Source organism: Plantibacter sp. lyk4-40-MEA-4, from assembly GCF_030209415.1.
GTDB lineage: Bacteria > Actinomycetota > Actinomycetes > Actinomycetales > Microbacteriaceae > Plantibacter > Plantibacter flavus_A.
This window is the reverse complement of the sequence record NZ_JARVSA010000005.1, coordinates 693,125-717,189: the sequence shown is the minus strand read 5'-3', so window position 1 is coordinate 717,189 and position 24,065 is coordinate 693,125. Positions and strand designations below refer to the sequence as shown.

20 protein-coding genes, 1 pseudogene and 1 riboswitch are annotated in these 24,065 nt (G+C 70.0%); of the genes and pseudogenes, 10 read left to right on the top strand and 11 right to left on the bottom strand.

Annotation, left to right across the window (positions count from 1 at the left end):
- Positions 1-19 precede the first annotated feature (19 nt).
- On the bottom strand, positions 20-481 hold the full coding sequence (locus QRN44_RS13290) for a rhodanese-like domain-containing protein (protein ID WP_285039345.1): 462 nt from the start codon (positions 479-481) through the stop codon (positions 20-22).
- 72 nt (positions 482-553) lie between these two features.
- A complete protein-coding gene (locus QRN44_RS13285) occupies positions 554-1,927 on the bottom strand; it encodes an L-serine ammonia-lyase (protein WP_285039344.1) in 1,374 nt (457 codons plus the stop codon).
- 169 nt (positions 1,928-2,096) lie between these two features.
- On the opposite strand from QRN44_RS13285, the gene QRN44_RS13280 reads away from it, so the two are divergent.
- A complete protein-coding gene (locus QRN44_RS13280) occupies positions 2,097-3,110 on the top strand; it encodes an ATP-binding cassette domain-containing protein (protein WP_285039343.1) in 1,014 nt (337 codons plus the stop codon).
- Positions 3,107-3,922: an ABC transporter permease gene (locus QRN44_RS13275; RefSeq protein WP_064296503.1), complete on the top strand. Its 816-nt coding sequence runs from the start codon at positions 3,107-3,109 to the stop codon at positions 3,920-3,922. The genes QRN44_RS13280 and QRN44_RS13275 overlap by 4 nt, the downstream gene beginning before the upstream one ends.
- Positions 3,923-3,946: 24 nt before the next feature.
- Here QRN44_RS13275 and QRN44_RS13270 read toward each other — a convergent pair whose 3' ends face one another.
- From QRN44_RS13270 to QRN44_RS13260, 3 genes are all read right to left on the bottom strand, one after another.
- Positions 3,947-7,222, bottom strand: coding sequence for an AfsR/SARP family transcriptional regulator (locus QRN44_RS13270; protein ID WP_285039342.1), 3,276 nt, complete (start codon positions 7,220-7,222; stop codon positions 3,947-3,949).
- 167 nt (positions 7,223-7,389) lie between these two features.
- On the bottom strand, positions 7,390-7,986 hold the full coding sequence (locus QRN44_RS13265) for a CoA-binding protein (protein WP_285039341.1): 597 nt from the start codon (positions 7,984-7,986) through the stop codon (positions 7,390-7,392).
- 4 nt (positions 7,987-7,990) lie between these two features.
- Entirely contained in the window at positions 7,991-9,280 is a 1,290-nt protein-coding gene (locus tag QRN44_RS13260; protein WP_285039340.1) for an O-acetylhomoserine aminocarboxypropyltransferase/cysteine synthase family protein, read from the bottom strand.
- Between the two features lie 107 nt (positions 9,281-9,387).
- A riboswitch (guanidine-III (ykkC-III) riboswitch) is annotated at positions 9,388-9,452 on the top strand.
- A 14-nt stretch (positions 9,453-9,466) separates the two neighbouring features.
- Between QRN44_RS13260 and QRN44_RS13255 the strand changes: the two genes are divergently transcribed.
- Both QRN44_RS13255 and QRN44_RS13250 read left to right on the top strand, forming a co-directional pair.
- Positions 9,467-9,790, top strand: coding sequence for a DMT family transporter (locus QRN44_RS13255; protein WP_121290354.1), 324 nt, complete (start codon positions 9,467-9,469; stop codon positions 9,788-9,790).
- An 81-nt stretch (positions 9,791-9,871) separates the two neighbouring features.
- Positions 9,872-10,268 (top strand): annotated as a pseudogene (locus QRN44_RS13250) (transposase); the annotation flags it as partial.
- On the opposite strand, the gene QRN44_RS13245 reads toward QRN44_RS13250, so the two are convergent.
- The 3 genes from QRN44_RS13245 to QRN44_RS13235 all read right to left on the bottom strand — a co-directional run bounded on the left by QRN44_RS13245 (position 10,265) and on the right by QRN44_RS13235 (position 13,361).
- Positions 10,265-10,702: a DUF3995 domain-containing protein gene (locus tag QRN44_RS13245; RefSeq protein ID WP_121289859.1), complete on the bottom strand. Its 438-nt coding sequence runs from the start codon at positions 10,700-10,702 to the stop codon at positions 10,265-10,267. The pseudogene QRN44_RS13250 and the gene QRN44_RS13245 sit on opposite strands and share 4 nt — an antisense overlap.
- A gap of 99 nt (positions 10,703-10,801) precedes the next feature.
- Positions 10,802-11,821 carry a YeiH family protein gene (locus QRN44_RS13240; RefSeq protein ID WP_121289861.1) on the bottom strand — a complete coding sequence of 340 codons (1,020 nt, stop codon included), beginning with the start codon at positions 11,819-11,821 and terminating at the stop codon, positions 10,802-10,804.
- A gap of 13 nt (positions 11,822-11,834) precedes the next feature.
- A complete protein-coding gene (locus QRN44_RS13235; RefSeq protein WP_175116173.1) occupies positions 11,835-13,361 on the bottom strand; it encodes a dolichyl-phosphate-mannose--protein mannosyltransferase in 1,527 nt (508 codons plus the stop codon).
- 104 nt (positions 13,362-13,465) lie between these two features.
- On the opposite strand from QRN44_RS13235, the gene rsmI reads away from it, so the two are divergent.
- The 6 genes from rsmI to QRN44_RS13205 all read left to right on the top strand — a co-directional run bounded on the left by rsmI (position 13,466) and on the right by QRN44_RS13205 (position 19,830).
- Positions 13,466-14,323 carry a 16S rRNA (cytidine(1402)-2'-O)-methyltransferase gene (rsmI, locus tag QRN44_RS13230; protein WP_175116172.1) on the top strand — a complete coding sequence of 286 codons (858 nt, stop codon included), beginning with the start codon at positions 13,466-13,468 and terminating at the stop codon, positions 14,321-14,323.
- Positions 14,324-14,364: 41 nt separating this feature from the next.
- Positions 14,365-15,945, top strand: a complete 1,581-nt coding sequence (gene metG / locus QRN44_RS13225) for a methionine--tRNA ligase (protein WP_121289865.1) — start codon at positions 14,365-14,367, stop codon at positions 15,943-15,945.
- The gene (locus QRN44_RS13220; protein ID WP_285039339.1) at positions 15,942-16,847 is read left to right on the top strand and encodes a TatD family hydrolase; all 906 of its coding nucleotides are present in this window, start codon (positions 15,942-15,944) and stop codon (positions 16,845-16,847) included. Before metG ends, QRN44_RS13220 begins: the two co-directional genes overlap by 4 nt.
- A gap of 75 nt (positions 16,848-16,922) precedes the next feature.
- Positions 16,923-17,774: a 16S rRNA (adenine(1518)-N(6)/adenine(1519)-N(6))-dimethyltransferase RsmA gene (rsmA, locus tag QRN44_RS13215; protein WP_071261112.1), complete on the top strand. Its 852-nt coding sequence runs from the start codon at positions 16,923-16,925 to the stop codon at positions 17,772-17,774.
- 9 nt (positions 17,775-17,783) lie between these two features.
- The gene (mgrA, locus tag QRN44_RS13210) at positions 17,784-18,851 is read left to right on the top strand and encodes an L-glyceraldehyde 3-phosphate reductase (RefSeq protein WP_285039338.1); all 1,068 of its coding nucleotides are present in this window, start codon (positions 17,784-17,786) and stop codon (positions 18,849-18,851) included.
- Between the two features lie 40 nt (positions 18,852-18,891).
- The gene (locus tag QRN44_RS13205) at positions 18,892-19,830 is read left to right on the top strand and encodes a 4-(cytidine 5'-diphospho)-2-C-methyl-D-erythritol kinase (RefSeq protein ID WP_121289871.1); all 939 of its coding nucleotides are present in this window, start codon (positions 18,892-18,894) and stop codon (positions 19,828-19,830) included.
- 71 nt (positions 19,831-19,901) lie between these two features.
- Here the strand turns inward: QRN44_RS13205 and QRN44_RS13200 are convergent, their stop codons facing one another.
- Genes QRN44_RS13200 through QRN44_RS13190 form a run of 3 tightly spaced genes read right to left on the bottom strand, consistent with a single transcriptional unit; the run spans position 19,902 to position 23,996 of the window.
- On the bottom strand, positions 19,902-20,696 hold the full coding sequence (locus tag QRN44_RS13200) for a ferritin family protein (protein ID WP_056007527.1): 795 nt from the start codon (positions 20,694-20,696) through the stop codon (positions 19,902-19,904).
- A complete protein-coding gene (locus QRN44_RS13195; RefSeq protein WP_285039337.1) occupies positions 20,686-23,097 on the bottom strand; it encodes an SDR family oxidoreductase in 2,412 nt (803 codons plus the stop codon). Before QRN44_RS13195 ends, QRN44_RS13200 begins: the two co-directional genes overlap by 11 nt.
- Positions 23,094-23,996: a hypothetical protein gene (locus QRN44_RS13190; protein ID WP_121289874.1), complete on the bottom strand. Its 903-nt coding sequence runs from the start codon at positions 23,994-23,996 to the stop codon at positions 23,094-23,096. Before QRN44_RS13190 ends, QRN44_RS13195 begins: the two co-directional genes overlap by 4 nt.
- Positions 23,997-24,065: the final 69 nt, after the last annotated feature.

Here is a 24,065-nt window from a genome sequence, read left to right as displayed (position 1 = left end):
GACCCGACACCTGGGTGGGTCAGGTGCCGAACGAGCCGTCCGGACGGCCGAACCGCAGCTCGCGTGCTTCGGAGCGCCAGCGCCCGAGTCCACCGTCGAGGAGCGCGACGCGTTCGTACCCGGCTCCGGTCAGCGCCGCTCGCAGGCGCTCGGCGGAGCGCCCGTCCAACTGGTCGTACAGGACGAGCGTGTGCTGCTCCGTGACGCCGATGGCCGCCGCACCGCGTCGGACCTCCTCCGCTGAGGACGCTCCGAGCCCCCGGCCTGTATCGAGCAGTTCGACGAACACGGCGCCGGGGACGTGCCCGTCGAAGAGGTACAGGTCGTAGCCGCTCACCAGTCGCACCGGGCCGCCGTCCAGCGCAGGCAGCTCGACGACACTCGCGTCGAGGACGATGAGGCTTTCGCTGCCGAGATGGTCCGCGAGCCACTGGGTGGAGACGAGCGGGTCCACCAGGAACGGCGCGTGCTTGGAGGTCATGCGCCCACCGTAGGAGGCCGCGGCCCGGATGACCACGGTGGTCGGCAACACGCGGTCACACGACGCCGGCGTTCAGCACTCGATGACGTTGACCGCGAGACCGCCCTCGCTCGTCTCCTTGTACTTCGTCGACATGTCGACGCCGGTCTGGCGCATGGTCTCGATCACGGTGTCGAGCGACACCAGGTGCGTCCCGTCGCCGTGCAGCGACAGCCGTGCGGCGCTGACGGCCGTCGAGGAGGCGATCGCGTTGCGTTCGATGCACGGGACCTGGACGAGCCCGCCCACCGGGTCGCAGGTGAGGCCGAGGTGGTGCTCCATCGCGATCTCCGCGGCGTTCTCGACCTGACGCGGTGTGCCGCCGAGGACGGCGCACAGGGCACCGGCGGCCATGGCGCAGGCCGAGCCGACCTCGGCCTGGCAGCCGCCCTCGGCCCCGGAGATGGACGCGTTCGCCTTGAAGAGCGAGCCGATGGCGGTCGCCGTGAGCAGGTAGCGACGGATACCGTCGAGCGAGGCGCCCGGCACGAACCGCAGGTAGTAGCTTCCGACGGCCGGGATGATCCCCGCGGCCCCGTTCGTGGGTGCGGTCACGACCCGCCCGCCGGAGGCGTTCTGCTCGTTGACCGCCAGGGCGAACGCGTGCAGCCACTCCGTGGGGAGCTCACGCCCGCTCTCGGCCTCGGCCACGTCGAGGCGCTCACGGACGGCACGTGCCCGGCGCTTGACGCCGAGACCGCCCGGGAGGGTGCCGGTGTCGGCGAGCCCGGCGGTCACGCACTCGTGCATGGCCGTCCAGATGGCGTCGAGGCCGGCGTCGACCTCGACGGTTGGCCGCAGGGCTTCCTCGTTGCGTCTCGCGATCGCGTCGATCGGGAGTCCCGTCTCGTCGCAGAGCCCGATGAGCGCCTCAGCGGTCCGGAACGGCATCGGCACGGGTGTCGACGGCAGCACCGTGCTCGGGTCGTCGCCGTCACGACGGATGAAGCCGCCGCCGACCGAGTAGTACGTCTCGGAGCGCACCGGGAGGTCGCTCCGCTGATCCCAGGCGTGGAGCGTCATGGCGTTCGGGTGGCCCGGCAGCCTCGTCCTGGGCACGAACGAGACGTCGTCCTTCGAGAACGCGATGACCCGCGTCCCGGCGAGCGTGAGCGGAGCGCCGTCGGGGTGGTCGCTCCAGGCCCGTCGGACCTCGGCGGGATCGCACCCTTCGGGGGTGAGCCCGTGGAGTCCCGCGACGACGGCGTCGGGGGTGCCGTGGCCGATGCCGGTCGCGCCGAGCGATCCGTACAACGAGCACGTGACGCGGTCGACCCGGTCGAGCAGGCCGTCGTCCGCGAGCCCGGTGGCGAAGGCCTGGGCCGCCCGCATCGGTCCGACCGTGTGCGAGCTGGACGGCCCGATCCCGATGGAGAAGAGGTCGAACGCGGACACGTATGCGGTCACTGGACGACCCCCTTCGGTGCGACTGGCTCCTCTCACTCTAAGCGTCTTCAGCGCCGGGTGCGGTGTCAGCGGGTGTCAGCGGCAGGTGAGCACTCCGTGAGTGCCCCAGCCCACACTGTTGTCCGGGTCGCCCACCGGCGCCCCACACCTGATTTCGAAAGGCATCCGCATGAGCATCAGCTCCGACTGGGCGATCGAAGCCCACGGCCTCGTGAAGACCTTCGGCGACAACCGGGCGGTCGACGGTGTCGACCTCTCGGTCCGCACCGGCACCGTCTACGGCGTCCTCGGCCCGAACGGCGCCGGCAAGACCACCACCATCAGCATGCTGGCGACGCTCCTGCGTCCTGACGCCGGCACCGCCACCGTCTTCGGACACGACATCCAGCGGGAGTCGCAGGTCGTGCGCCAGCTCATCGGCGTTACCGCGCAGTTCGCGTCTGTCGACGAGAACCTCTCGGCCACCGAGAACCTCGTCATCTTCTCGCGACTGCTCGGACTCGGCCGCGCGGAGGCGAAGCGCAAGAGCGCGGAACTCCTCGAGGAGTTCGGCCTGAGCGACGCGGCGTCGCGACCACTGAAGAAGTTCTCCGGCGGCATGCGTCGTCGTCTCGACCTCGCGGCGAGCCTCATCGCCCAGCCGCCCCTCATCTTCCTCGACGAGCCGACCACGGGCCTCGACCCGCGGACCCGCGCGCAGATGTGGGACACGATCCGCCGCCTGGTCGCGACGGGCTCGACCGTCCTCCTGACCACCCAGTACCTCGACGAGGCGGATCAGCTCGCCGACCGGATCGCCGTCATCGACCGCGGTCTCGTCGTCGCCGAGGGCACTTCCGACGAGCTGAAGGCCTCCGTCGGCGAGTCGTCGCTGCAGCTGCGGCTCGCGGACCCCGCCGACCTGGAGGATGCGCGACGGGTCATCTCGAGCGTCCTCGGTGTGGACACCGTCGTGTCGCCGGAGGCCACCCGCATCACGGCCCCGATGCGCGACCCCGACGCCGTGACCGACCTGTTCATCACGCTCCGGGAAGCCGAGATCCGGCTCGCGGAGATGAGCGTCCAGAAGCCGACGCTCGACGAGGTCTTCCTCACCCTCACCGGGCACGGCGTCGACGCGGACGACGCCGACGCCGTGTCCGACACCGATTCCCTCGACACCGCAGAGCAGGTCCACGCATGAGCACCATCACCATCACCCCGGCCGCAGACCGGTCCCTCCGGAACCACGTCAGCCTCTCGCAGACGGTCCGCAACTCCTTCACCATGGCGTATCGCGGACTGCTCAAGATCAAGCGCACGCCCGAGCAGCTGATCGACGTGACGGTCCAGCCGATCATCTTCACGCTGATGTTCACGTACATCTTCGGCGGCGCGATCGCCGGCGACGTCGCGAGCTATCTGCCGATCATCATCCCGGGCATCCTGGTCCAGACCGTCATCACGACCTCGGTCGTGACCGGCATCCAGCTCCGCGAGGACATGGACAAGGGCGTGTTCGACCGCTTCAAGTCGATGCCCATCGCCCGCATCGCACCGCTGGCCGGTGCCCTCCTCGCCGACACGGTGCGCTACACGATCGCCACGACGCTCACCTTCGCGATGGGCTTCGTCATGGGGTACCGACCGGAGGGCGGCATCGGCTTCGTGGCCCTCGCCGGCCTCCTCGTGATCGTCTGCGCCTGGGCCATCAGCTGGATCTTCGCGTTCTTCGGGGTCATCGCCCGGAGCGCGAGCAGCGTGCAGGGCATCTCGTTCCTCGTCCTGTTCCCGCTCACGTTCCTCTCCAACGCCTTCGTGAACCCGGAGACGATGCCGAGCTTCCTCCAGGGCTTCGTGGACGTGAACCCCGTCTCGCACCTCGTGACCGCGGTCCGCGACCTCGCGAACACGGGTGTCTTCGGCGGCGACGCCTGGCTGGCGCTCCTCGGAGCCGCCGTCATCGTCGCGGTCTTCGCACCGCTCACCGTGCGGGCGTACATGCGCCGCGCCTGACGACGAGACGACCGCAGCGAGCGATCAGCGCGCCGCCAGGGCAGGACTGCCGAGCAGTTCGAACGCCCTGGCGGCGCTCTCGTGCGCCTGCAGGGAGAGGGTCCGCTCGGCGAGGCGGTCGCGCTCGGTCGCCGTGAGGCGCGCCGCCGCTGCTGCCTCGTGTGGTGTGCGGACGAGCGATGGGATGTCCTGACGGGAGGCGAGCGCACTGGCGAGCGCGACGAGCTCGGCGCCGATCAACCGCACCTCGTCGTCGTCCGAGCGGACGTACCAGGCGCCGAGGGCGACGACGGTGGAACCCAGCACCGGTCGGTCGAACCGGTTCGGGAGGAGGCGTCCCAGCGCGATGGTGCGGGTGCGGACCCGCCGCACGAGATGCTGGACCTCGGTGGCGTCCGGGACACCGTCCAGCACGGCGGCGGCGATCGCGGCGGAGCCGACGAGGGGGAACCACGGCGATCGGCGCGACTCACCCGGAGCGAACGCCACGAGCGCCTTCCCGTAGAGCTCGGCTCCCCGTGCGGCGTCGCCCTGGGCCCGCGCTATCTCGGCGAGACCGGCCCAGCCGATCGACCGGCGTTCGGGGAGCGGGGCGAACGCGGAGAACGAGACGTCGTCCGAGAGGAACCGGTCGAGCACGGTGGCGGCGGCGGCGTGGTCACCACGGGCGATGTCGCCGATCGCGATCAGCCACTCGAGTTGACGGAGGTCCGCCTCGGCACCGATCGCGGTCAGCCCCTCGGCAGCGCGGGCCGCCCAGACGAGCGCCTCCTCCGGCTCGTCGTTCTGGCTGTGCAGTTGGGCGAGCATGTGCGCACTCATGGCGGCGCCCCAGACATCTCCGAGCGTGAGCGAGAGGTCGTTCGCGCGCAGGGCGGCCGCTTCGGCGGCGCGGGGGTCGCCGTCGTTCTCCGCCGCCTGTGCCGACATGAGGTTTCCGAGGTTCGCGACGTGCGGGTCGGTCGACCGGGAGTACTCGCGGAGGAGGGCCTCCGCGCGTTCGGGGCGACCCGCGGCCAGCAACAGGCTGACCATCGCGCGCATCCGTGGGGCCTGTGTCGTCCGCGCCCGTTCGAGTCGGCGGAGGACGCCGATCGCCCGCGCGGACGTGCGGGGATCGGTGGCGAGGAACGTCACGGTGATGATGGCGACGGCGATGGCGGGGGTGTCGGTCGACACCGACTCCGGGTCCTGGTGGCGGAGCACGTCGAGGACGGCCGCGCCGAAGACCAGGACCTCCTGATGCGCGCTGCGGATCGTCCAGAAGAGGGCGAGTGCTGCGTAGACCGGGGCGACGACATCGGCGCGATCCTCGGCGACGGCCCCGCGGAGCACGTCCACCAGGGTGTCCTGTTCGACGGCGAGGCGCGCGAACGCCGCCACCTGTCGAGGCCCTTGCATGGCGGGGAGGAGCGTCTCGGCGAGTGCGACCGCCCAGGTCCGCGTGCGGTCGAGTACGAGGTCGTCCTCGTGCGCCTCGGCGGACTTGATCGCGCCGAACTCGCGGACCGTCTCCAGCATCCGGAATCGCACGGTCCCGGTGGCCGGGTCGTCCTGCACGGTGAGCAACGACTGGCCGACGAGCGCGTCGAGCGCTTCCACGACCTCGACCTCGGGGGCGAGCGCTGCAGTCGCCTCCAGATCGAAGCCGTCGGGGAACCTGGACATGCGACGGAGGACGACACGTTCGTGCTCGCCTAGGAGGTTCCAACTCCAGTCGATGACGGCGAGCAGGGTGCGGTGGCGCTCAGGCGCACTGCGATCACCGGCGGTCAGCAGGGTGAAGCGGTTCCCGAGTCGTCGCTCGACCTCCTCGACCGACATGGATCTGGTGCGCGCCGCCGCGAGTTCGATCGCCAGCGGCAGGCCGTCGAGTTTCGCGCAGAGACGCGCCGCGACGTCGAGTGGCACATGGAGACCCGGACGGGCGGCGCGGGCACGCTCGACGAACAGCCGCACCGCCGGGCCCGCGTGTTCGAGGTCGGAGCCGTCCACGGCAGCGTCCAGCGGGTCGAGCTGGTAGACGTGCTCGGCGGCGATCGACAACGGGCTCCGACTCGTCGCGAGGACGCGGAGGCCGCCGGCCCAGGCCAGCGCATCGGCGATCCAGCGTGCCGCCGCGTCCACGAGGTGCTCGCAGTTGTCCATCACGAGCAGCGTCGGCCGTTCCGAGAGACGGTCGATGATGCGCTCGCGCAGTTCGACCGGTTGCACCATGATCGCTTCGCTCAGCCGACGCGGGGTCGGAGCCTCGCGGATGCCGAGTGCGGTCGCGACCGCGAGCGGCAGATCGTCCGGGTCCCGCACGCTCGCCAGTTCCACCACGACGACGCCGGGTGTGGTCGTGGTAGCACGCCGGGCGACCTCCTGGGCGAGTCGGGTCTTCCCGAGGCCACCGGGGCCGAGGATCGTGGTCAGGCGGACCTCGGACACGAGCGTGCCGATCGCGTCGAGGTCGGTGTCGCGACCGAGGAGTTCGTTCGGCGCCGTCCGGAGCCCGAGCACCATGCTGGATACCCGGGTGGTCACCGGAGTGGCCACCGGCGGAGACGGCTCGACGGCGTCCTGCAGGAGCGCCGTGTGTGCCGCGACCAGTGCCGACGTCGGGTCGGCACCGAGTTCGTCGCGGAGCCGGTGACGGTGATCGGCGAAGAGCTGCATCGCGTCGGAGCGACGTCCGCTCTGCGCGTAGGCGTTGAAGAGCATGAGCTGGGTGGCGTCGTCGAGCGGGTCGGCGGCGACGAGCGCCTCGAGATCGGTGATCACGGCCGCGCCGTCGCCGAGCTCGAGGCGGCTCTGAGCACGCACCCGACGCAGCTCGTCGCGGAGTCGCGCCGCGCGGTGCGCCAGCTCCTCGCCGATCGGACCGTCCAGTTCAGCGCCGGGATCACCCGTCCAGAGGAGGAGCGCGTCCCGGGCGAGCATGCCAGCGGTGTCCGGGTCTGCGGCGCGGATGGCCGTCGACGCCGCATCGGCCGCCCGCGCGGCGACGTGGAGGTCGACCAGGGACTGGTCGATCGACAGTCGATAGCCGGCGGCCGAGGAGTCGATGAGGTCGGGTGCCGACACGGCGCGCACCCGTGAGACCAGGGTCTGCAGTGCAGCTTTCGCACCCGCGGGCGGTGCGTCGTCCCACAGCTCGTCGATGAGGGCGGCTGTCGACACGGCGCGCCCGTCCGCGAGCACCAGGATCGTCACCAGCGCTTTGGCGAGCCGGCCGCCGGGTTCGACGAGCCGGCCGGTGCGTCCCTCGACGAGCACCGGCCCCAGGACGGTCACTCGGAGGTTCGACGCAGGCACGTCACGAGTGTATCCAGGGCCGTATCCCGTACCGTCCCGGTCACTGAGCCGCCCCCGGTCACTGAGCCGTCCCCGGTCACTGAGCCGCCCCCCGGTCACTGAGCCGCCCCCCCGGTCACTGAGCCTGTCGAAGTGCGACCTGCCGACGAGTTCAGGGAACCGAGGCGTCAGCGCAGGGTCTTGCGGGCGGTGATCTGGCCGGTGTCGAATCCGAGCAGGTGGAGTCCACCGTGGAACCGGGCGTGCTCCACCTTGATGCAGCGGTCCATCACGACGTTCAGGCCCTTCGACTCGCCGTACTCGGCGGCCTCCTGGTTCCAGATGCCGAGCTGCACCCAGACGGTCGGAGCTCCGACGGCGACGACCTCGTCGATGACCTGGGGGATGTCGCTCGCCTTGCGGAAGACGTCGACGATGTCGGGTACCTCCGGCAGGGAGGCGAGGTCGGGGTAGGCGGGCTGCCCGAGGATCTGCGTGGCGTTCGGGTTCACGAAGTAGATCCTGAAGTCGCTCGACTGCTGCAGGTAGGTGCCCACGAAGTACGAGGAACGCGCCGGGTTCGGGGAGGCGCCGACGATCGCGACGGACTTCGCCTCGCGGAGGAGCTTCAGACGGGCCTTCGCGTCGGGGCCCGCCCAGGTGCGCTGCGAACGCAGCAGCTTCGCGAGCGGCGAATCGGCGGGCAGCGCGCAGGTGAGGCCGTTGGTGAGCCGGACCGTCTCGGTCGCGCCCTCACCGGTCACTGAGCTTGTCGAAGTGCTCATGCCATTACTCCTTCACCGCTGCGGCGAGCGCCTGGTCGAGGTCGTAGATGATGTCGTCCGGGTCCTCGATGCCCACGCTCAGTCGGACGATGCCCGGCAGCACACCGGCGTCGACGAGCTGCTGGTCGGAGAGCTGCGCGTGCGTCGTCGATGCGGGGTGGATGATGAGCGTCTTCGCGTCGCCGATGTTCGCCAGGTGGCTCGCGAGATCGACGGACTCGATGAGCTTCTGGCCGACCTGACGGCCGCCCTTCACCTCGAAGCTGAAGACCGAGCCCGGCCCCTTCGGCAGGTACTTATTCGCGCGCTCGTGATGCGGGTGATCCGGGAGTCCGGCCCAGTTGACGGCGGCGATGCGCGGGTCGGCGTCGAGCCACTCGGCGACGATCCGCGCGTTGTCGACGTGGGCCTGGATCCGGAACGGCAGCGTCTCGACTCCCTGGGCGAGGAGGAAGGCCGAGTGCGGTGCGAGCGCCGGACCGATGTCGCGGAGCTGCTCGGCGCGCAGCCGGGTGAGGAAGGCGTACTCGCCGAAGTTGCCCGACCACTGCAGGCCGCCGTAGCTCGGGACGGGCTGGCCGAACAGGGGGAACTTGTCGGTGTTCCAGTCGAAGCGCCCGCTCTCGACGACGACGCCACCGAGGGTCGTGCCGTGGCCGCCGAGGAACTTGGTGGCCGAGTGCGTGACGATGTCGGCACCCCACTCGATCGGGCGGTTGAGGTAGGGCGTCGCGATGGTCGAGTCGATGATGAGCGGAATGCCGTGTGCGTGCGCCACGTCGGCGAGGCCCTCGATGTCGGCGATCTCGCCCGAGGGGTTCGCGACCGTCTCGGCGAAGACGAGCTTCGTGTTCTCCTGGATGGCGGCGGCGTAGTCGGCGGCGTCGGAGGACTGCACGAAGGTGGTCTCGATACCGAACCGGCGGAGGGTGACGTCGAGCTGCGTGATCGAGCCGCCGTAGAGGTTGGCCGAGGCGACGATGTGATCGCCCTGACCGGCCAGCGAGGCGAAGGTGATGTACTGCGCGGCGAGACCGGAGGCGGTCGCGACGGCACCGAGGCCGCCCTCGAGGCTGGCGATGCGCTCCTCGAAGCTCGCGACCGTCGGGTTGGCGAGGCGGGAGTAGACGTTCCCGTACTTCTGCAGTGCGAAGCGGGCGGCGGCGTCGGCGGTGTCGTCGAAGACGAAGGCGCTCGACTGGTAGATGGGCAGCGCCCGTGCGCCGGTCACCTGGTCGGGGATGTTGCCCGCGTGGATCGCACGCGTGCGGAAGCCATACTCACGATCTGCCATGCGTTCACGCTACCGGAGCACCGTCGAGCGCTTCACCGTGCTGCAACATTGCGTCGCATTCGACCGCGCTGCACAGGGCCTGCCCAGGGCGTCGGCGTATCGTGTGCGTCACAGCCCTGATCGGGTTGCCGGACGAGGGCGCAGTACCCGGAACGCGACAAGACTGACCACTTGGGAGTGATCGTCATGTCGTGGATCGTACTCATCGCCTCCGGCGTCCTGGAAGCAGTCTGGGCCACCGCGCTCGGCAAGTCCGAGGGCTTCACGAAGCTCTGGCCGACCGTGACGTTCGCGGGGGCGCTCGTGCTCAGCATGGCCGGCCTCGCCTGGGCCATGCGCGACATCCCGGTGGGCACCGCCTACGCGGTCTGGGTCGGGATCGGCGCAGCGCTCACCGTCGGGTACGCCATGACCTTCGGCGGCGAGCAGCTGTCGGTGATCAAGGTGCTCCTCATCCTCGGGCTCATCGGCTGCGTCATCGGCCTGAAGATCGTGGGCGGCGAGCACTAGGGCGTGTCTGACAAACAGGTCGGTGGTGGGCTGAGATCCTGGTCGGGTGTCGAGGCAGACGGGGTGGACGTGGCACCATCGGATGGCCACGGGCTTCCCCTGGTCACGGTAATCACGCCCAGGACAGGTCGGTGATTCGCCGGTGTCGATCCCGTTGCTGGAACAACTCCGGGTCCCGCGCCTCGTCGGCCGCCGCGCGATCCGGTCACACCTGCGCGGTCGCGGGATCAAGGCAGTGATCCCAGAACCCCGCGACCAGCAAGGTCTTCGCAAGCGCCGCGGATCACGGGGTGGCAGGCCCATCGGCCTGGACGCCGCCGACTGTAGGAACCGCAACGTGATTGAGCGCCGCTTCTGCCGCACCGAACAATGGCGCGGCCTCGCAACCCGCTACGACGAACATGCAATCACGTATCGCGCCGCCGTCCTCATCCACGCCGCCATCGCCTGGACTCGACGACTGTCACATGCGTCCTAGCGTTTGGGCGCGCGCAAGGAAAGCCACAGCGAGACGCCCAGTAGCGCAGTAAGCGGACGATAGAAGTGGCTGTCGAGCTGCCGGAAGGTACGGCCCGCGGGAGGAAGCCCCATCGCGGCGATGGCTGCGTTACCGCCAAACAGTGCGCGCATCAGCATGACTGTTCCTATCGCCCGAAGACCGAGCCGTTGCACACGGCCCTCTCCCAGAGCCCCCGACGCGAGAAGCGCCGCTACGGCCGTCCCACCAGCGACCACCAGCGTCGGAGCAACGCCCGGCATCGGTCCGTGAGACCCGATCACAGCCTCAGCAAGGTGTTTCTCATCCTTTGCCGGCCACGGCGAGCCGGTTGCCCACACCGCATGGAGCACGGATACGCCAGCCAACCCGGTCGTGCTGAGGATTCGAGCTACGGTCCCCGTTACTTCGCGCATGACCCGACCCTAGATGAACGCCCGTAGAAGAGCACGTCGCCCGAGACCTGCGATAACCAGACACGGCCTAGCCGCGCTGGTCAGGCACGCACGCCTGCCTCAGGCCAGGTGCACCGCTCCGAGCGCGAGCACCGCGATGAGGAGCCACGAGACGAGCCCGACGACGAGCGCGCGCCACCCGGTGGTGACGAGTGTGCGGACGCGGATAGCGGCACCGAGCGCGAAGAGCGCCATCGCCAGCAGTGCGGTCTGCACGCCGTCGGCGAGGTCGAGGACGAGCTCGGGCACCGGGAGCAGGGTTCGGATGAGCACCGCGGCGATGAAGCCCGCGACGAAGAGCGGGACGATCGGCGGTCGGGCTGCGGTCGCGGTCCCGTCGGTGTCGACCTGCGCACCGGCGCCGGCCGACACCGCCAGGAGTCGGCGGCGTTCGATCGTCGCGGCGGCGGCGACCATGGGGGCGAGGAGTACGACGCGGGTGAGCTTGACGACGACGGCGATCGCGAGTGCGCTCGTGCCGGCGATCTGGGCGGTCGCGACGACCTGACCCACGTCGTGCACACTCGCCCCCACCCAGTGGCCGAACTGCTCGTCACTGAGCCCGAGGGGGCCGCGGAGCGCCGGGAGGACGAAGATCGCGAGGGTCCCGCAGAGCGTGACGAGCGCGACGGGCGTCGCCTGTTCCTCGTCCTTCGCCTTCACGACGCCGCTCATCGCGCCGATGGCGGAGGCGCCGCAGATGGAGAAGCCCGTGGCGATGAGGAGCGGTTCGGGGCCCGTGAGCCCCAGTCTCCGGCCGAGCCAGAGGGTGACGAAGAAGGTGACGACGACGATCGCGACCGTGGTGGCGAGCGTGACCCACCCCAGGCCGGCGATGTCGACGAGGCTCAGCTTCAGCCCCAGCAGGACGACACCGATCCGCATGAACCGTTTCGCGCTCATCCCGAGTCCCGGCTTCAGGACGCCCGCCGCGAGCCGCTGGAAGGGCGGCAGCTGGCCCATGACCATGCCGAGCAGGACGCTCGCGGTGAGCAGCGGGACGACCGGCAGGAGGGTGTGGAGGCCCAGGGCGGCGAGCGCCGCTGCACCCGCGACGAGCACCCCGGGGAGCGCCTTCATCGTCGTCCTCCCGTCACACCCATGACGGCAACCAGGCGTGCAGGTGCCAGAACCAGTAGGGCACGGTGATCGCGGTCCAGAGCGGATACCAGAAGATGCTCAACAGCGTCGTGATGGTCACGAACACCCCGATCACGCCGACGCCGGCGAACCGTCGTTCCTCCGGGTCGTCGCGGGACCCGAGGATCTTCCCGATCGCGAAGACGAGGGCCAGGATGAGGTACGGCTCGAAGACGATCGTGTAGAACTGGAACACCGTCCGGTTCAGGTAGAGCAGCCAGGGCAGGTACCCCGCTGCGACTCCGAGGACGATGAGCCCGACCTGCCACTCGCGGTACCGGACGAGCCGGTAGACGCAGTACCCGAGCGCGACGGCGGCGCCCCACCAGATGAGCGGGTTGCCGATCGAGGTGATCGCGGAGGAGCAGGCGTCCCACGCGCAGCCGTCGGTCCCGGTGGCGGGGGACTGGTAGTACATGCTCGTCGGCCGGATCATGAGCAGCCAGCCGAGCGGGTTCGCGGCGTAGGGGTGCGGGGTGCTGAGGCCGACGTGGAAGCTGTAGGCGCTCTGGTGGTAGTGGAGGAGGCTCTGGAACCAGTGGGGGACCCACGCGAAGGTGCCGGTCCACGCGTTCCCCACCGCGTCCGCCCACTGACGGTCGTACCCGCCGGACGTCCTGATCCACCCGGTCCAGCTGGCGAGGTACACGACGGCGGCCACGGGGACGAGGGTCACGAAGGACACGGGGCCCTGTTTGAGGACCGCCGCGCTCGCCCACAGGCTGAGGCCCAGTCGGCGTCGGAGCAGGAGATCCGTGACGATCACGTACACGCCGAACGCGGCGAGGAAGTACAGTCCGTTCCATTTGACCGCGGTGGCCGCGCCGAACGCGACCCCTGCGGCGAGCAGCCACGGCCGCCACCAGAGGACGGGACCCCAGGCCGGGTCGGCGCCCCTCGCCCGGGCTGACGCGACCTTCGCCGCCAGGCGTGACGCGTGCCACGACCGGTCCAACAGGATCGCCCCGAATCCCGCCAGCACGAAGAACATGACGAAGTTGTCGAGCAGCGAGACCCGGGCCATGACGATCGCGTGCCCGTCGATGGCGAACAGGAACCCGGCCAGGACGGCGAGGATCGAGGAAGTGAACAACCGCTTGGCGATGAGCGTGACGAGCAGGACCGCGAGCGTTCCGGCGATCACGGTGGAGATGCGCCACCCGGTGCTGTCGTCGATGCCGAACACGGCGATGCCGAGCGCGATCAGCCACTTGCCGAGCGGTGGGTGCACGACGTAGGAGGGGTTCGTGCTGGGGCTGCCCGCGTCGCCGTTCGCGAAGCCCTCGTCCGCCCCGTCCGCCCAGGTGCTCTCGTAGCCGTTCAGCCACAGCGACCACGAGTCCTTCACGTAGAAGGTCTCGTCGAAGACGAGCGAGTGCGGGTGACCGAGGTTCCAGAACCGCAGCACGAACGCGAGGAGCGTCACGGCGGCCGGGCCGCCCCAGATCCAGAGCTTCCGGCGGCGTTCGGTGCGAAGCATCCGCTCCCACCATCGGTCGAGGCGGGATCCCGTCTCAGGGGCTTTCACGAGATCGACCGACACCGTCTCATCTAACCACCCCGACCGGATGGGAGACTGGTCCGGTGATCATCCTCGGAGCGACCCCCATCGGCAACCTCGGCGATGCGTCGCCACGACTCCGGGAGGCGCTGGCCGCGGCTGAGGTCATCGTCGCCGAGGACACCAGGACGGCCATCCACCTGCTGCGCGCCCTCGGTGTGGAATCGCGGCCACGGCTCATCGCCATGCACGACCACAACGAGCGCGAACGTGCGGCCGAGATCGTCGAACTGGCCCGCGAGACCGACGTCCTCGTGCTCAGCGACGCCGGCATGCCGACCGTGTCCGACCCCGGCTTCCACCTCGTCGACGCGGCGGCGGCCGCAGACGTCCAGGTCACCGCGATCCCCGGGCCGTCGGCGGTCGTGACGGCGCTCGCCGTGTCCGGCCTCGCGACGGACCGCTTCACCTTCGAGGGGTTCCTCCCGCGGAAGCCGGGCGACCGACGCAGCAGCCTCCGAGCGCTCGCGACCGAGCCGCGCACGATGGTGTTCTTCGAATCGCCCAACCGACTCGCCTCCTCCCTCGAGGACATCGCCTCCGTGCTCGGTGCTGGTCGTCGCGTGGCGGTGTGCCGGGAGCTGACCAAGCTGTTCGAGGAGGTCAAGCGGGGGACTGCCGCTGAACTGGCCGAGTGGGCGTCCGGGGGTGTGAAAGGCGAGATCTGCATCGTCATCGCCGGTGCGGAGGCCGTCGAGGCCGATCCGGCCACCGCGCTCGAGCAGGTGCTCGCGCTCGTGGCCTCGGGCACGCGCCTGAAGGACGCTTCCAACGAGGTCGCCGAGGCCACCGGTCTCTCGAAGCGCGACCTGTACCAGGCGGCCCTCGCAGCCCGGCCCCCGAAGGCGTCGCCGGACGCGCAGGTGCGTCCCGCACCGTAACAGGCACGGTGGCGACGCCCGCTCGTCCTAGGATTGACCCCATGGCCGACGGCACCTCGTTCTACATCACCACGCCCATCTTCTACGTCAACGACGCCCCGCACATCGGGCACGCCTACACGGAGGTGGCCGCGGACGTCCTCGCGCGCTGGCACCGTCAGGCCGGCGACCGCACCTGGTTCCTGACCGGGACCGACGAGCACGGCCAGAAGATCCTGCGCACGGCGACCGCGAACGGTGTGACGCCGAAGGAGTGGGCCGACAAGCTCGTCAGCGAGTCCTGGTACCCGCTGCTTGACACGATCGACATCTCGAACGACGACTTCATCCGCACGACGGACGAACGGCACGAGCAGAACGTCCAGCTCTTCCTCCAGCGTCTGTACGACGCCGGCTTCATCTACACCGGTGAGTTCGAGGGGTACTACTGCGTCGGCTGTGAGGAGTACAAGCAGGAGAGCGACCTCGTGCAGGGCACCGGCGAGTACGTCGGGCAGCTCGTGTGCGCGATCCACTCGAAGCCGGTCGAACTGCTCCAGGAGAGCAACTACTTCTTCCGCATGAGCGACTTCGCCGAGCGCCTACTGGCCCTCTACGAGGAGCGACCGGAGTTCGTGCAGCCGGAGTCGGCGCGCAACGAGGTCATCCAGTTCGTGCGCCAGGGGCTCAAGGACCTGTCCATCTCCCGCTCGACATTCGACTGGGGCATCAAGGTCCCGTGGGACGAGAGCCACGTCGTCTACGTGTGGTTCGACGCCCTGCTCAACTACATCACCGCCGCCGGGTACGGCTCCGACGAGGAGGCGTTCGCCGAGCGCTGGCCCGCCACGCAGATCGTCGGCAAGGACATCCTGCGGTTCCACGCGGTCATCTGGCCGGCCATGCTCATGGCCGCCGGGCTCGAGGTGCCGAAGCGGGTCTTCGGTCACGGCTGGCTGCTCGTCGGCGGCGAGAAGATGTCGAAGTCGAAGCTCACCGGTATCGCACCGAGTGAGATCACCGACACCTTCGGCTCCGACGCGTTCCGCTACTACTTCATGCGCGCCATCGCCTTCGGGCAGGACGGTTCGTTCAGCTGGGAGGATCTCTCCGCGCGGTACCAGGCGGAGCTCGCGAACGGCTTCGGCAACCTCGCGTCGCGCGTGCTCGCCATGGTGACGCGGTACTTCGACGGCGTCGTGCCGGCGAGTGGCCCTGCCGAACCGGCCGACGTGGCCATCCAGGAGACGGTCGCCCGGGCTGCAGTCGACGCCGACGCCGCGATCGAGCGCCTCGCCATCCAGGACGCGCTCGCTGCCATCTGGCGGATCGTCGACGAGCTGAACGGCTACATCACCGAGCAGGAGCCGTGGGCGCTCGCGAAGGACGAGGCCAAGCGGGAGCGGCTCGGCACCGTGCTCGCCACGGCGGTCGAGGGCCTGCGCGCCCTGTCGGTCCTGCTCCACCCCTTCGTCCCGAAGGCGACCACCAAGCTGTGGTCCGCCCTCGGCGCCGAAGCCGCCCTCGGCGAGCTCGGGGCACAGCGCATCGGCGATGTCGGCACCTGGGGGCAGCTGCCCGCCGGCACTTCGGTGGCAGGGCTCGAGCCCCTGTTCCCGCGGATCGAGGCCGTCGCCGAATGAGCGGGGGCGTCGCGCCGGATCCGGCCGCCACACCGCACCTGCGGCAGCGCGAAGCGGGGGAGCGGAAGCAGCTGAGCTACCCCGAGGCACCTGAGGCGCTGCCGGTCGCGGTCTACGACAACCACACGCACCTCGAGCACGCCGACGGCGACGCCCCGCTGACCCCGTCGGAGCACTTGGACCGCGCGGGCTCCGTCGGGGTCCGAGGCATCGTGCAGGTCGGCACCGACGTCGAGACCTCCCGTTGGTCGGCGGCGATCGCCGCTCGTGACCCCCGTGTGCTCGCGGCGGTCGCGATCCATCCCAACGACGCGCCGGACCTCGACCGCGCGGGCACCCTGGACGAGGCGCTGGCCGAGATCGACCGTCTGGCGGCGGAGCCTCGCGTCCGCGCCGTCGGCGAGACCGGCCTCGACTTCTTCCGCACCGAGGAGGACGGCCGAGCGGCGCAGTTCGCGTCGTTCGAAGCGCACATCGCCATCGCGAAGCGCCACGGTATCGCGCTGCAGATCCACGATCGCGACGCCCACGACGAGGTCGTCGAGACGCTCCTGCGGGTGGGCGCTCCGGAACGCACCGTCTTCCACTGTTTCTCGGGCGGCCCGGAGCTCGCCCAGCTGTGCGCCGAGCACGGCTGGTACGCCTCCTTCGCCGGTACGGTGACGTTCAAGAACGCCGCACCGCTGCGTGAGGCGCTCGCGATCATGCCCCGCGAGCTGATCATGGTCGAGACCGACGCGCCCTACCTCACGCCCGCCCCGTTCCGCGGTCGGCCGAACGCGCCGTACCTCCTCCCGTACACGGTGCGCGGCATGGCCGAGCACCTGGGTGAGGACGTCGCAGCGTTCGCGACGCAGCTCGCGACGAACACCGAGCGCGTCTACGGCTCCTGGGCCGACTGAGCGACCGAGCCCGTCGCCGAGCCGCGCGCCCGTCGCCCGACGAGGACCGGCTCCCCGATCAGGGATACTGGAGGGATGACCGCCTCCGTCGCCCTGCTCGGCCCCGCCGAGATCCGAGATCTCGCCACCCTGCTGGACGTGACGCCGACGAAGAAGCTCGGTCAGAACTTCGTCATCGACGCGAACACCGTCCGCAAGATCGTGTCGGTCGCGCACGTCGCTCCGGGCGACGTCGTCGTCGAGATCGGCCCCGGCCTCGGCTCGTTGACCCTCGGCCTGCTCGAGGCCGACGCGAGCGTCGTCGCCGTCGAGATCGACGGTCGGCTCGCCAAGCAGCTGCCGCTCACCGTCGGGGAGATGGCACCGGGCATGATCGACCGGTTGTCGGTCGTCCACGAGGACGCGATGCGCATCGAGGAACTCCCGGCGCAGCCCAACCGACTCGTCGCCAACCTGCCGTACAACATCTCCGTGCCCGTCCTCCTGCACTTCCTGGAGCACTTCACCTCGCTGACGGCCGGTGTCGTCATGGTGCAGGCCGAGGTCGGCTACCGACTCGCCGCCGTCCCGGGGAGCAAGGTCTACGGCGCCCCGAGCGCGAAGGCCGCCTGGTACGGCGCGTGGCGCATCGCCGGCCAGGTGAGCCGGCAGGTGTTCTGGCCCATCCCGAACGTCGACTCCGTGCTCGTCGGATTCGAACGACGCAGCGACGTCATCGGCACCGAGGAGGAGCGTGTCAAGACCTTCGCGCTCATCGACGCGGCGTTCCAGCAGCGTCGGAAGATGCTCCGGCAGGCACTCGGGAGCGTCCTCGGCAGCTCCCAGGCCGCGACGGAGCAGATGGAGGCCGCCGGGGTGAAGCCGACGGCGCGCGGCGAGGAGCTCACGGTCCACGACTTCCTGTCGATCGTGCGTGCGGGACGATAACGTTGGCGCATGACCGCTGATGCTCGATTCCCGCTGAACGTCCCCGACATCCACCGCCCGTACGCCGCGGCGGACGACCGATACGCGCGGAACGACTACCGCCAGGTCGGCACCTCGGGCCTCTTCCTCCCGCCGATCTCGCTCGGCCTCTGGTACAACTTCGGCGACAACCGGCCGTTCGACGGGCAGCGCGCGCTGCTGCGCCACGCGTTCGACCACGGCATCACCCACTTCGACCTCGCGAACAACTACGGCCCGCCCTACGGTTCCGCCGAGACGAACTTCGGTCGCATGATGCGCGAGGACTTCGGTCCGTACCGCAACGAGCTCATCATCTCCTCGAAGGCCGGCTACGACTTCTGGCCAGGCCCGTACGGCAACTTCGGTTCGAAGAAGTACCTGACCGCGAGCCTCGACGAGTCGCTCGAGCGGATGGGTCTCGACTACGTCGACATCTTCTACTCGCACCGGGTCGACGAGGTCACGCCCATCGAGGAGACCGTGGGCGCGCTCGACGCGATCGTGCGCTCCGGCAAGGCCCTGTACGTCGGCATCTCGTCGTACTCGGCCGAGCGGACCGCCGCCGCGCACGCCGTCGCTCGCGAGCTCGGCACGCCGCTCGTGATCCACCAGCCGTCGTACTCGATCCTCAACCGCTGGGTCGAGGACGGCCTCACCGAGGTGCTGACCGAGTCCGGCCTCGGCGCGATCGCCTTCGTGCCGCTCGCGCAGGGCCTGCTCACCGACAAGTACCTCGGCGACGGCCCGGCCGAACGTGCGACGAACCGTCCCTCCCTGCCCGACCGCCAGGTGAGCGAGGAGATGGCGACCCGCCTCCGGTCCCTCAACGACATCGCCGTGGAGCGTGGCCAGACCCTCGCGCAGATGTCGCTCGCCTGGGTCCTGAACAACCCCGCGATCACCTCCGCCCTCATCGGCGCCTCCCGCCCCGAGCAGCTCGACGAGAACCTGGCGGCGCTCGACGGCCCCGCGTTCACGACCGAGGAGCTCGAGGAGATCGACCGACTCGCGGAGGGCGCCGACGTCAACATCTGGGCGGACTCCTCCGACAAGTGACGCGGTCTGAGGCGCCTGCTCGATCGACTAACTTGGAACAATGACCACCGAGGCCATCCTCAAGCACGTCCACGTGCGAGCACCGGGGAAGATCAACGTCTTCCTCAAAGTCGGCGAAGTGATGGACGACGGCTACCACGACGTCGCGACCGCGTACCAGGCGATCTCCTTGTACGAGGACGTGCACGCGTACCCGGCCGACGACTTCAGCGTGTCGTTCTCCGGCTCGGTGGACGTGTCGGGTGTGCCGACCGACACGAGCAACCTCGCCATCCGCGCCGCGAAGGCCCTTGCGCGCCGGACGGGGTACCGCGGCGGTGTCCGGCTCGAGATCGAGAAGCACGTCCCGGTCGCCGGCGGGATGGGCGGCGGCTCAGCCGACGCGGCGGCCACGCTGCTCGCCTGTGACGCCCTCTGGGGGACCGAACGCAGCCGCGACGATCTCCTGGCGCTCGCGGCACGCCTCGGCGCGGACGTTCCCTTCGCGCTGCTCGGCGGCACCGCGGTCGGCACCGGCCGCGGCGACCAACTGAGCAGTGCGTTGGCCAAGGGGCAGTTCGAGTGGGTCCTCGCCCTCGCCGACTTCGGGATGTCGACCCCGCAGGTCTACCAGGAGCTCGACGCCCACCGGGCGCGGCACATCCTCGACATCTCGCCGTCCGGTCGTCAGCCGACGGTCGACGCCGCGGTGCTGCAGGCGTTGCGGGCGGGCGACGCCCACCTCCTCGGCGAGGTCCTCTACAACGACCTGCAGGCCGCCGCGCTGCAGCTGCGTCCGGTGCTGGGCGAGGTGCTCGAGTTCGGCGACTCCCAGGGCGCCCTCGGCAGCCTCGTCTCCGGCTCCGGGCCGACGATCGCCTTCCTGACGGCCGACACCGACGACGCCGTCGAACTGCAGGTGACGCTCGCCTCGTCGGGGCTGAAGGTCATCCGAGCCCACGGGCCGGTCCACGGCGCCCGCATCGTCTCGCAGAGCTGAGACACGGCCCGCACGAACGAAGCAGCCCCGGTCGGAGATCCGACCGGGGCTGCTGTCCGAGGTGGTGCGGTTCAGGCCGCGACGCCGCGCACGCGGAGCGAGTTCTCGATGATCGTGAGCCCCTCCATGCCGGGGAGCTTCGCGATGTGCCCGTCGATGCGGCGCACCTCGGCCAGGCCGTCCTCGTCGCCGAAGAGGTGTCCCATGACGTGTGTGACCTCGGAGTCGGGCATGACGCCGGAACCGACGGGGCCCCACACCTTGCGGAGGAGGAACCGGGTGAGTCGACGGGCGCTCTTCGACGACTCCAGGCGTGCCCTGGCCTGGCTCGCGTAGAACGCCACGTGACGGGTCTCCTGCTTCGCGATCCGCTTGAGGAGGACCGAGAGCACCGGGTGCCGCTCCAGCTGTGCGAGGCGGGTGTACGCGGCGGTCGCGGACCATTCGTTCGCCGCGCCCCAGCTCATGTGCACCGCGATGAAGTCGGTGCCCACGAGGTTGCCGAGGATCGACTGCTTGATGGGGTCGAGGCGGTCCTTCCAGCCGAGCTTCAGGCGCGTCGCCTTGAGCTCGTCGAAGTCGACCGTGATGTCGTGGGCGGCGAGGACGGCGGCGAGCGCCTCCCCGTGCCAGAACTCCTCACGGTTCCACATCGTCATGAACGCGCCGACCTCGTCGTCCTCATGGGACGGCGTCATGAGCATGTCGCGCAGGTAGCAGACCGTGTGGTACTCGATGTCGCACATGTAGCGCAGGCTGCGCAGGGTGGAAGCGGGGAGCGGGTTCGTCTTGAACTCGTCGAAGTCCAGGTCGCTCCAGTTCACCGAGACACTCGTCTCGGTGAACTTGTCGATGTCAAACGCCATGTGCGTTGGGGCGGTCGGGGATCGTGTCCTCGGCCGTCCGCTCTCCTCTCGGCTGTGCGGGGCGCGGTGCGCGGGTCAGTTCGTCTTCGGAGCGGACGCCTCCGGTGGTTCGTGCCCATTCTCGCACCGTCCACCGCCCGGCCTGCGCCAGCTTGTACAGGGTGTGGTCGGGGTTGACGGCGACCGGGTTCCCGACCAGCTGCAGCCAGGCGGCGTCCGCATGGGAGTCGCCGTAGCCGTAGGAGTGCGCGAGGTCCATGCCGTGCTGCTCGGCGTACTGGGTGAGCCAGGCGCCGCGCGCTTCGTCGACGAGCGGCGGGCTGTCGAGGTAGCCCGTGAGGCGACCGTTCTCGGCGTGCATCGCCCCGGCCACGACCTCGTCGAAGAACGGCTCGAGCGGAGCCGTCATGAGGTCGATGGTGCCCGTGACGAGGATCGTCCGGTGACCGGCCGCCCGGTGCGCGGCGATCTGCTCGAGCGCCTGGGGGAGGAGGCGGGACCGCACGGCCTTGCCGAAGCCGCCCCGGACGATCTTCTCGAGCTGCGCCACGTCGACGCCCTCGTAGCGGCGCATGAACGTACGGATGAACTCACCGCGGTCGCGGAGTTCAGCACCGATGTACCCCGGCATGGAGGCGCCGAGCGCAGCGATCTCGATGGGCCAGCGCGACCGCGAGGTCGCGGCGAGCCGCAGCCAGAGGTACTGCTCGATGAGGTTCCAGGCGAGCACCGTGCCCTCGAGGTCGAACACCGCGAGGACGTCGTCGCGCACGGGCAGGATCTTCTGCTGCTTCGCGGCGCCCGCCTTGCGGTTGGCGAAGGCGCGGGTCAGCGTCGTGACGGCGGGGAAGTGGATGCGCTGGAAGTAGTCGTCCCAGTCGATCGTCGTGACGTCGAACCCGCGGTCCGCCTGCTGCTCGGGCGTCAGCGAGGCGTGCAGGGCACGGGTGCGCTGGTCGTCGAAGACGATCTCGCTCTGCACGTAGGAGCGGTAGAGCCCGGTGAAGTCGCGGAGCGAGCCGAGGTCGCTCGACGCCTTGCGGATCCGGTCCTGCCACCCGCGGGTGGTCGCGTTCGCCGGCAGGTGGGACACGACCCGGCCGGCAGCCGTCGTCGCCTTCTGCCGCCGGTCGATGGAGCGCTCGATCGCGCGCCCGCCGGGGAAGTTCCAGGTCGGCACGCTGATGTCGCCGGCGTCCGCCGGGATCGGGTGCTCGGTGAAGTAGCTGTGCACGTTCGCGTACATCTTGTGGAACGGCAGCGGGTTGCTGGCTCCTGAGCTCACGTGGAAGTAGCGCGCCGCAGCCGGCTCCGGCGGGGTCTGGGCCGCGGCGAGGATCGCGTTGACGACGAAGTCGACGGGGATGATGTCGAGCACGCTGTCGGGGAGGCCCGGGAAGTCGGGCAGCTGCCCGCGGCCGTAGGCGATGATCAGCGGGTCGGCGACCTTGTAGCCGTCGATCCAGCCGGGGAAGGGGTGCGCGAGCGCGCTCTCGATGATCGAGGGGCGCACGACGGACAGTCGGTTGCCCTCGCCGGCCCAGCGCTCTTCGGCGACCCGCTCGGCCATGGCCTTCGTGAAGGTGTAGACGTCGGTCCAGCCGAGGCTCTCGGCGCGTGCGCGGCCGTGGGCGACGAGTCGGGCGTCGACCCAGGCGATGCGTGCGGCCTCGGCGGCGTTCGAGACGGCCTGGGGGCCTGCCTTGCCGTGCTCGCGGCGGGCGGTCTGCATGAGCTTGCGCAGGACCTCCGGACGACGGGACGACTCCTCGGTGCGGACGCGCGCCGAGCGGGCTGCCTCGGCCTCGACGCGCCAGTCGACGTCGTGTGCGAGGCTGCGTTCCGGCTGGATGCCCTTCCGCGTGCCGCCGACGTAGGCGGTTGAGACGTGGACGACGTGCGGGGTCGCGCCGCTCTTCGCGAGCGCCGCGTACAGGGTGGTCGCGCCGCCGACGTTCGTGGCGAAGGCCTCGTCGATCGGCGGGTCGAAGGAGACGGTCGACGCGCTGTGGATGACGACGTCGAGGTCGGCCGGCAGTGCCATCTCGTCGAGGCCACCCTCGATCACGCTGACGCGTTCGGCCACGATCGCCGCAGCGGCTTCAGCGCCGACGCGTTCGCGCCAGGCCTTGAACACCGGCTTGCGGAGCAGGGTCTGGAGACGGTCGCTTCCGCGCACCGACCCCTTCTTCCGGATGAGCAGGCTGACACGGGTGGTCGGGTGATCGGCGAGCAGGCGCTCGAGCACCGCCTGACCGAGGAAACCGGTTCCGCCGGTGACGAGCACGTGCGCGCCGTCGAGGGCGTCCGGGACGGTGGCGGGCTGCTCAGCGGCGGGCTGCTGAGCCTCGGGCTCCTGCGCGGCGGGCTGCTCGGCGTCTGGCGTGGGGGTGTCGGTCATCGGTTCTCCTCGAGGCTGCCGCGGCGTCCGCGGCGGGCAAGTCTTGCGGCGAGATGGAGGCCCGACTGACCGGGCAGCGCGTCGATCGACGCGTCGATGCCGAGGACGGCGGGGTCGCTCCAGGTGGCGGTACTGCGGAACACGAGCGCGGCGAACCGTGCCGTCTGTCGGGGGCCGTTCGCATCGGAGCCGGTGGGCCACACGGCGTTCCGGATGCGGCGACGGGTGATGCCCTGCGCACGGGGCGACGCGGCGAGGCGGTCACTCGCTTGCGCGGTGAAGAATTCGAGGTGCCTGGCCTTCGTCTCCAGGATCTCGTCGATGAGACGGTCGAGCACGGGGTGCGGTTCGCGCTCGCGCACCGTGCGGTACGCCGCGTGGGTGATGAGGTCGTCGATCGTCCCGATCGTCATGTGCCAGGCGATGATGTCCTCGCCGAGCACGTTCGCGATGAGGGCCTGGCCGATGGGCGCGAAGCGGTCGCGCACGCCGTGGACGGTGCGGCGGAGACCCGTCGAACGCGTCTTGTCGCGAGGGGTCCCGTTCGCCTTGAGCACGGTGTCGAGGGTGTCGGTGATCCAGTACTTCTCGTACGCCCAGGTGATGAGGAACGCGGTGACCCTGGCGTCCTTGTGGGTGGGGGTGACGAGCACTCCGCGGAGGTACTGCATGGTCGCGCGCTCGATGTCCGACAGGGCCCGGAGGAGCGCGACCGTCTCAGCACTCAGCGGCGTCTCGGCGAATGCCTCGGCGTCGATCTCCTTGCGACGACTGCCGACGGCGGATTTCGCGTAGTCGCGGACGCTGAACCCGTGGGCAGGCCGCAGCATGGCGCTCTCCTGCTCCGCGTCCTCGAGGGCTGCGGGTGCTGTTCCGCGCGGCGAATCCCGGTTCACCATGGCGTCTCCGTTCCGTGACGATCCGACCTCATCACTGTAGCTTGCAACGATACGCAACGCGTAGCGTAT

What these genes read in the sequence shown, in the direction of transcription:
- QRN44_RS13195 (WP_285039337.1), bottom strand. Translation starts at nt 23,097, where the DNA reads ATGACCGACACCCCCACGCCAGACGCCGAGCAGCCCGCCGCGCAGGAG.
- QRN44_RS13260 (WP_285039340.1), bottom strand. Translation starts at nt 9,280, where the DNA reads ATGGCAGATCGTGAGTATGGCTTCCGCACGCGTGCGATCCACGCGGGC.
- QRN44_RS13190 (WP_121289874.1), bottom strand. Translation starts at nt 23,996, where the DNA reads ATGGTGAACCGGGATTCGCCGCGCGGAACAGCACCCGCAGCCCTCGAG.
- rsmA (WP_071261112.1), top strand. Translation starts at nt 16,923, where the DNA reads ATGACCGCCTCCGTCGCCCTGCTCGGCCCCGCCGAGATCCGAGATCTC.
- QRN44_RS13205 (WP_121289871.1), top strand. Translation starts at nt 18,892, where the DNA reads ATGACCACCGAGGCCATCCTCAAGCACGTCCACGTGCGAGCACCGGGG.
- mgrA (WP_285039338.1), top strand. Translation starts at nt 17,784, where the DNA reads ATGACCGCTGATGCTCGATTCCCGCTGAACGTCCCCGACATCCACCGC.
- QRN44_RS13290 (WP_285039345.1), bottom strand. Translation starts at nt 481, where the DNA reads ATGACCTCCAAGCACGCGCCGTTCCTGGTGGACCCGCTCGTCTCCACC.
- QRN44_RS13235 (WP_175116173.1), bottom strand. Translation starts at nt 13,361, where the DNA reads ATGCTTCGCACCGAACGCCGCCGGAAGCTCTGGATCTGGGGCGGCCCG.
- QRN44_RS13265 (WP_285039341.1), bottom strand. Translation starts at nt 7,986, where the DNA reads ATGAGCACTTCGACAAGCTCAGTGACCGGTGAGGGCGCGACCGAGACG.
- QRN44_RS13220 (WP_285039339.1), top strand. Translation starts at nt 15,942, where the DNA reads ATGAGCGGGGGCGTCGCGCCGGATCCGGCCGCCACACCGCACCTGCGG.
- QRN44_RS13200 (WP_056007527.1), bottom strand. Translation starts at nt 20,696, where the DNA reads ATGGCGTTTGACATCGACAAGTTCACCGAGACGAGTGTCTCGGTGAAC.
- QRN44_RS13240 (WP_121289861.1), bottom strand. Translation starts at nt 11,821, where the DNA reads ATGAAGGCGCTCCCCGGGGTGCTCGTCGCGGGTGCAGCGGCGCTCGCC.
- QRN44_RS13275 (WP_064296503.1), top strand. Translation starts at nt 3,107, where the DNA reads ATGAGCACCATCACCATCACCCCGGCCGCAGACCGGTCCCTCCGGAAC.
- metG (WP_121289865.1), top strand. Translation starts at nt 14,365, where the DNA reads ATGGCCGACGGCACCTCGTTCTACATCACCACGCCCATCTTCTACGTC.
- QRN44_RS13280 (WP_285039343.1), top strand. Translation starts at nt 2,097, where the DNA reads ATGAGCATCAGCTCCGACTGGGCGATCGAAGCCCACGGCCTCGTGAAG.
- QRN44_RS13255 (WP_121290354.1), top strand. Translation starts at nt 9,467, where the DNA reads ATGTCGTGGATCGTACTCATCGCCTCCGGCGTCCTGGAAGCAGTCTGG.
- QRN44_RS13245 (WP_121289859.1), bottom strand. Translation starts at nt 10,702, where the DNA reads ATGCGCGAAGTAACGGGGACCGTAGCTCGAATCCTCAGCACGACCGGG.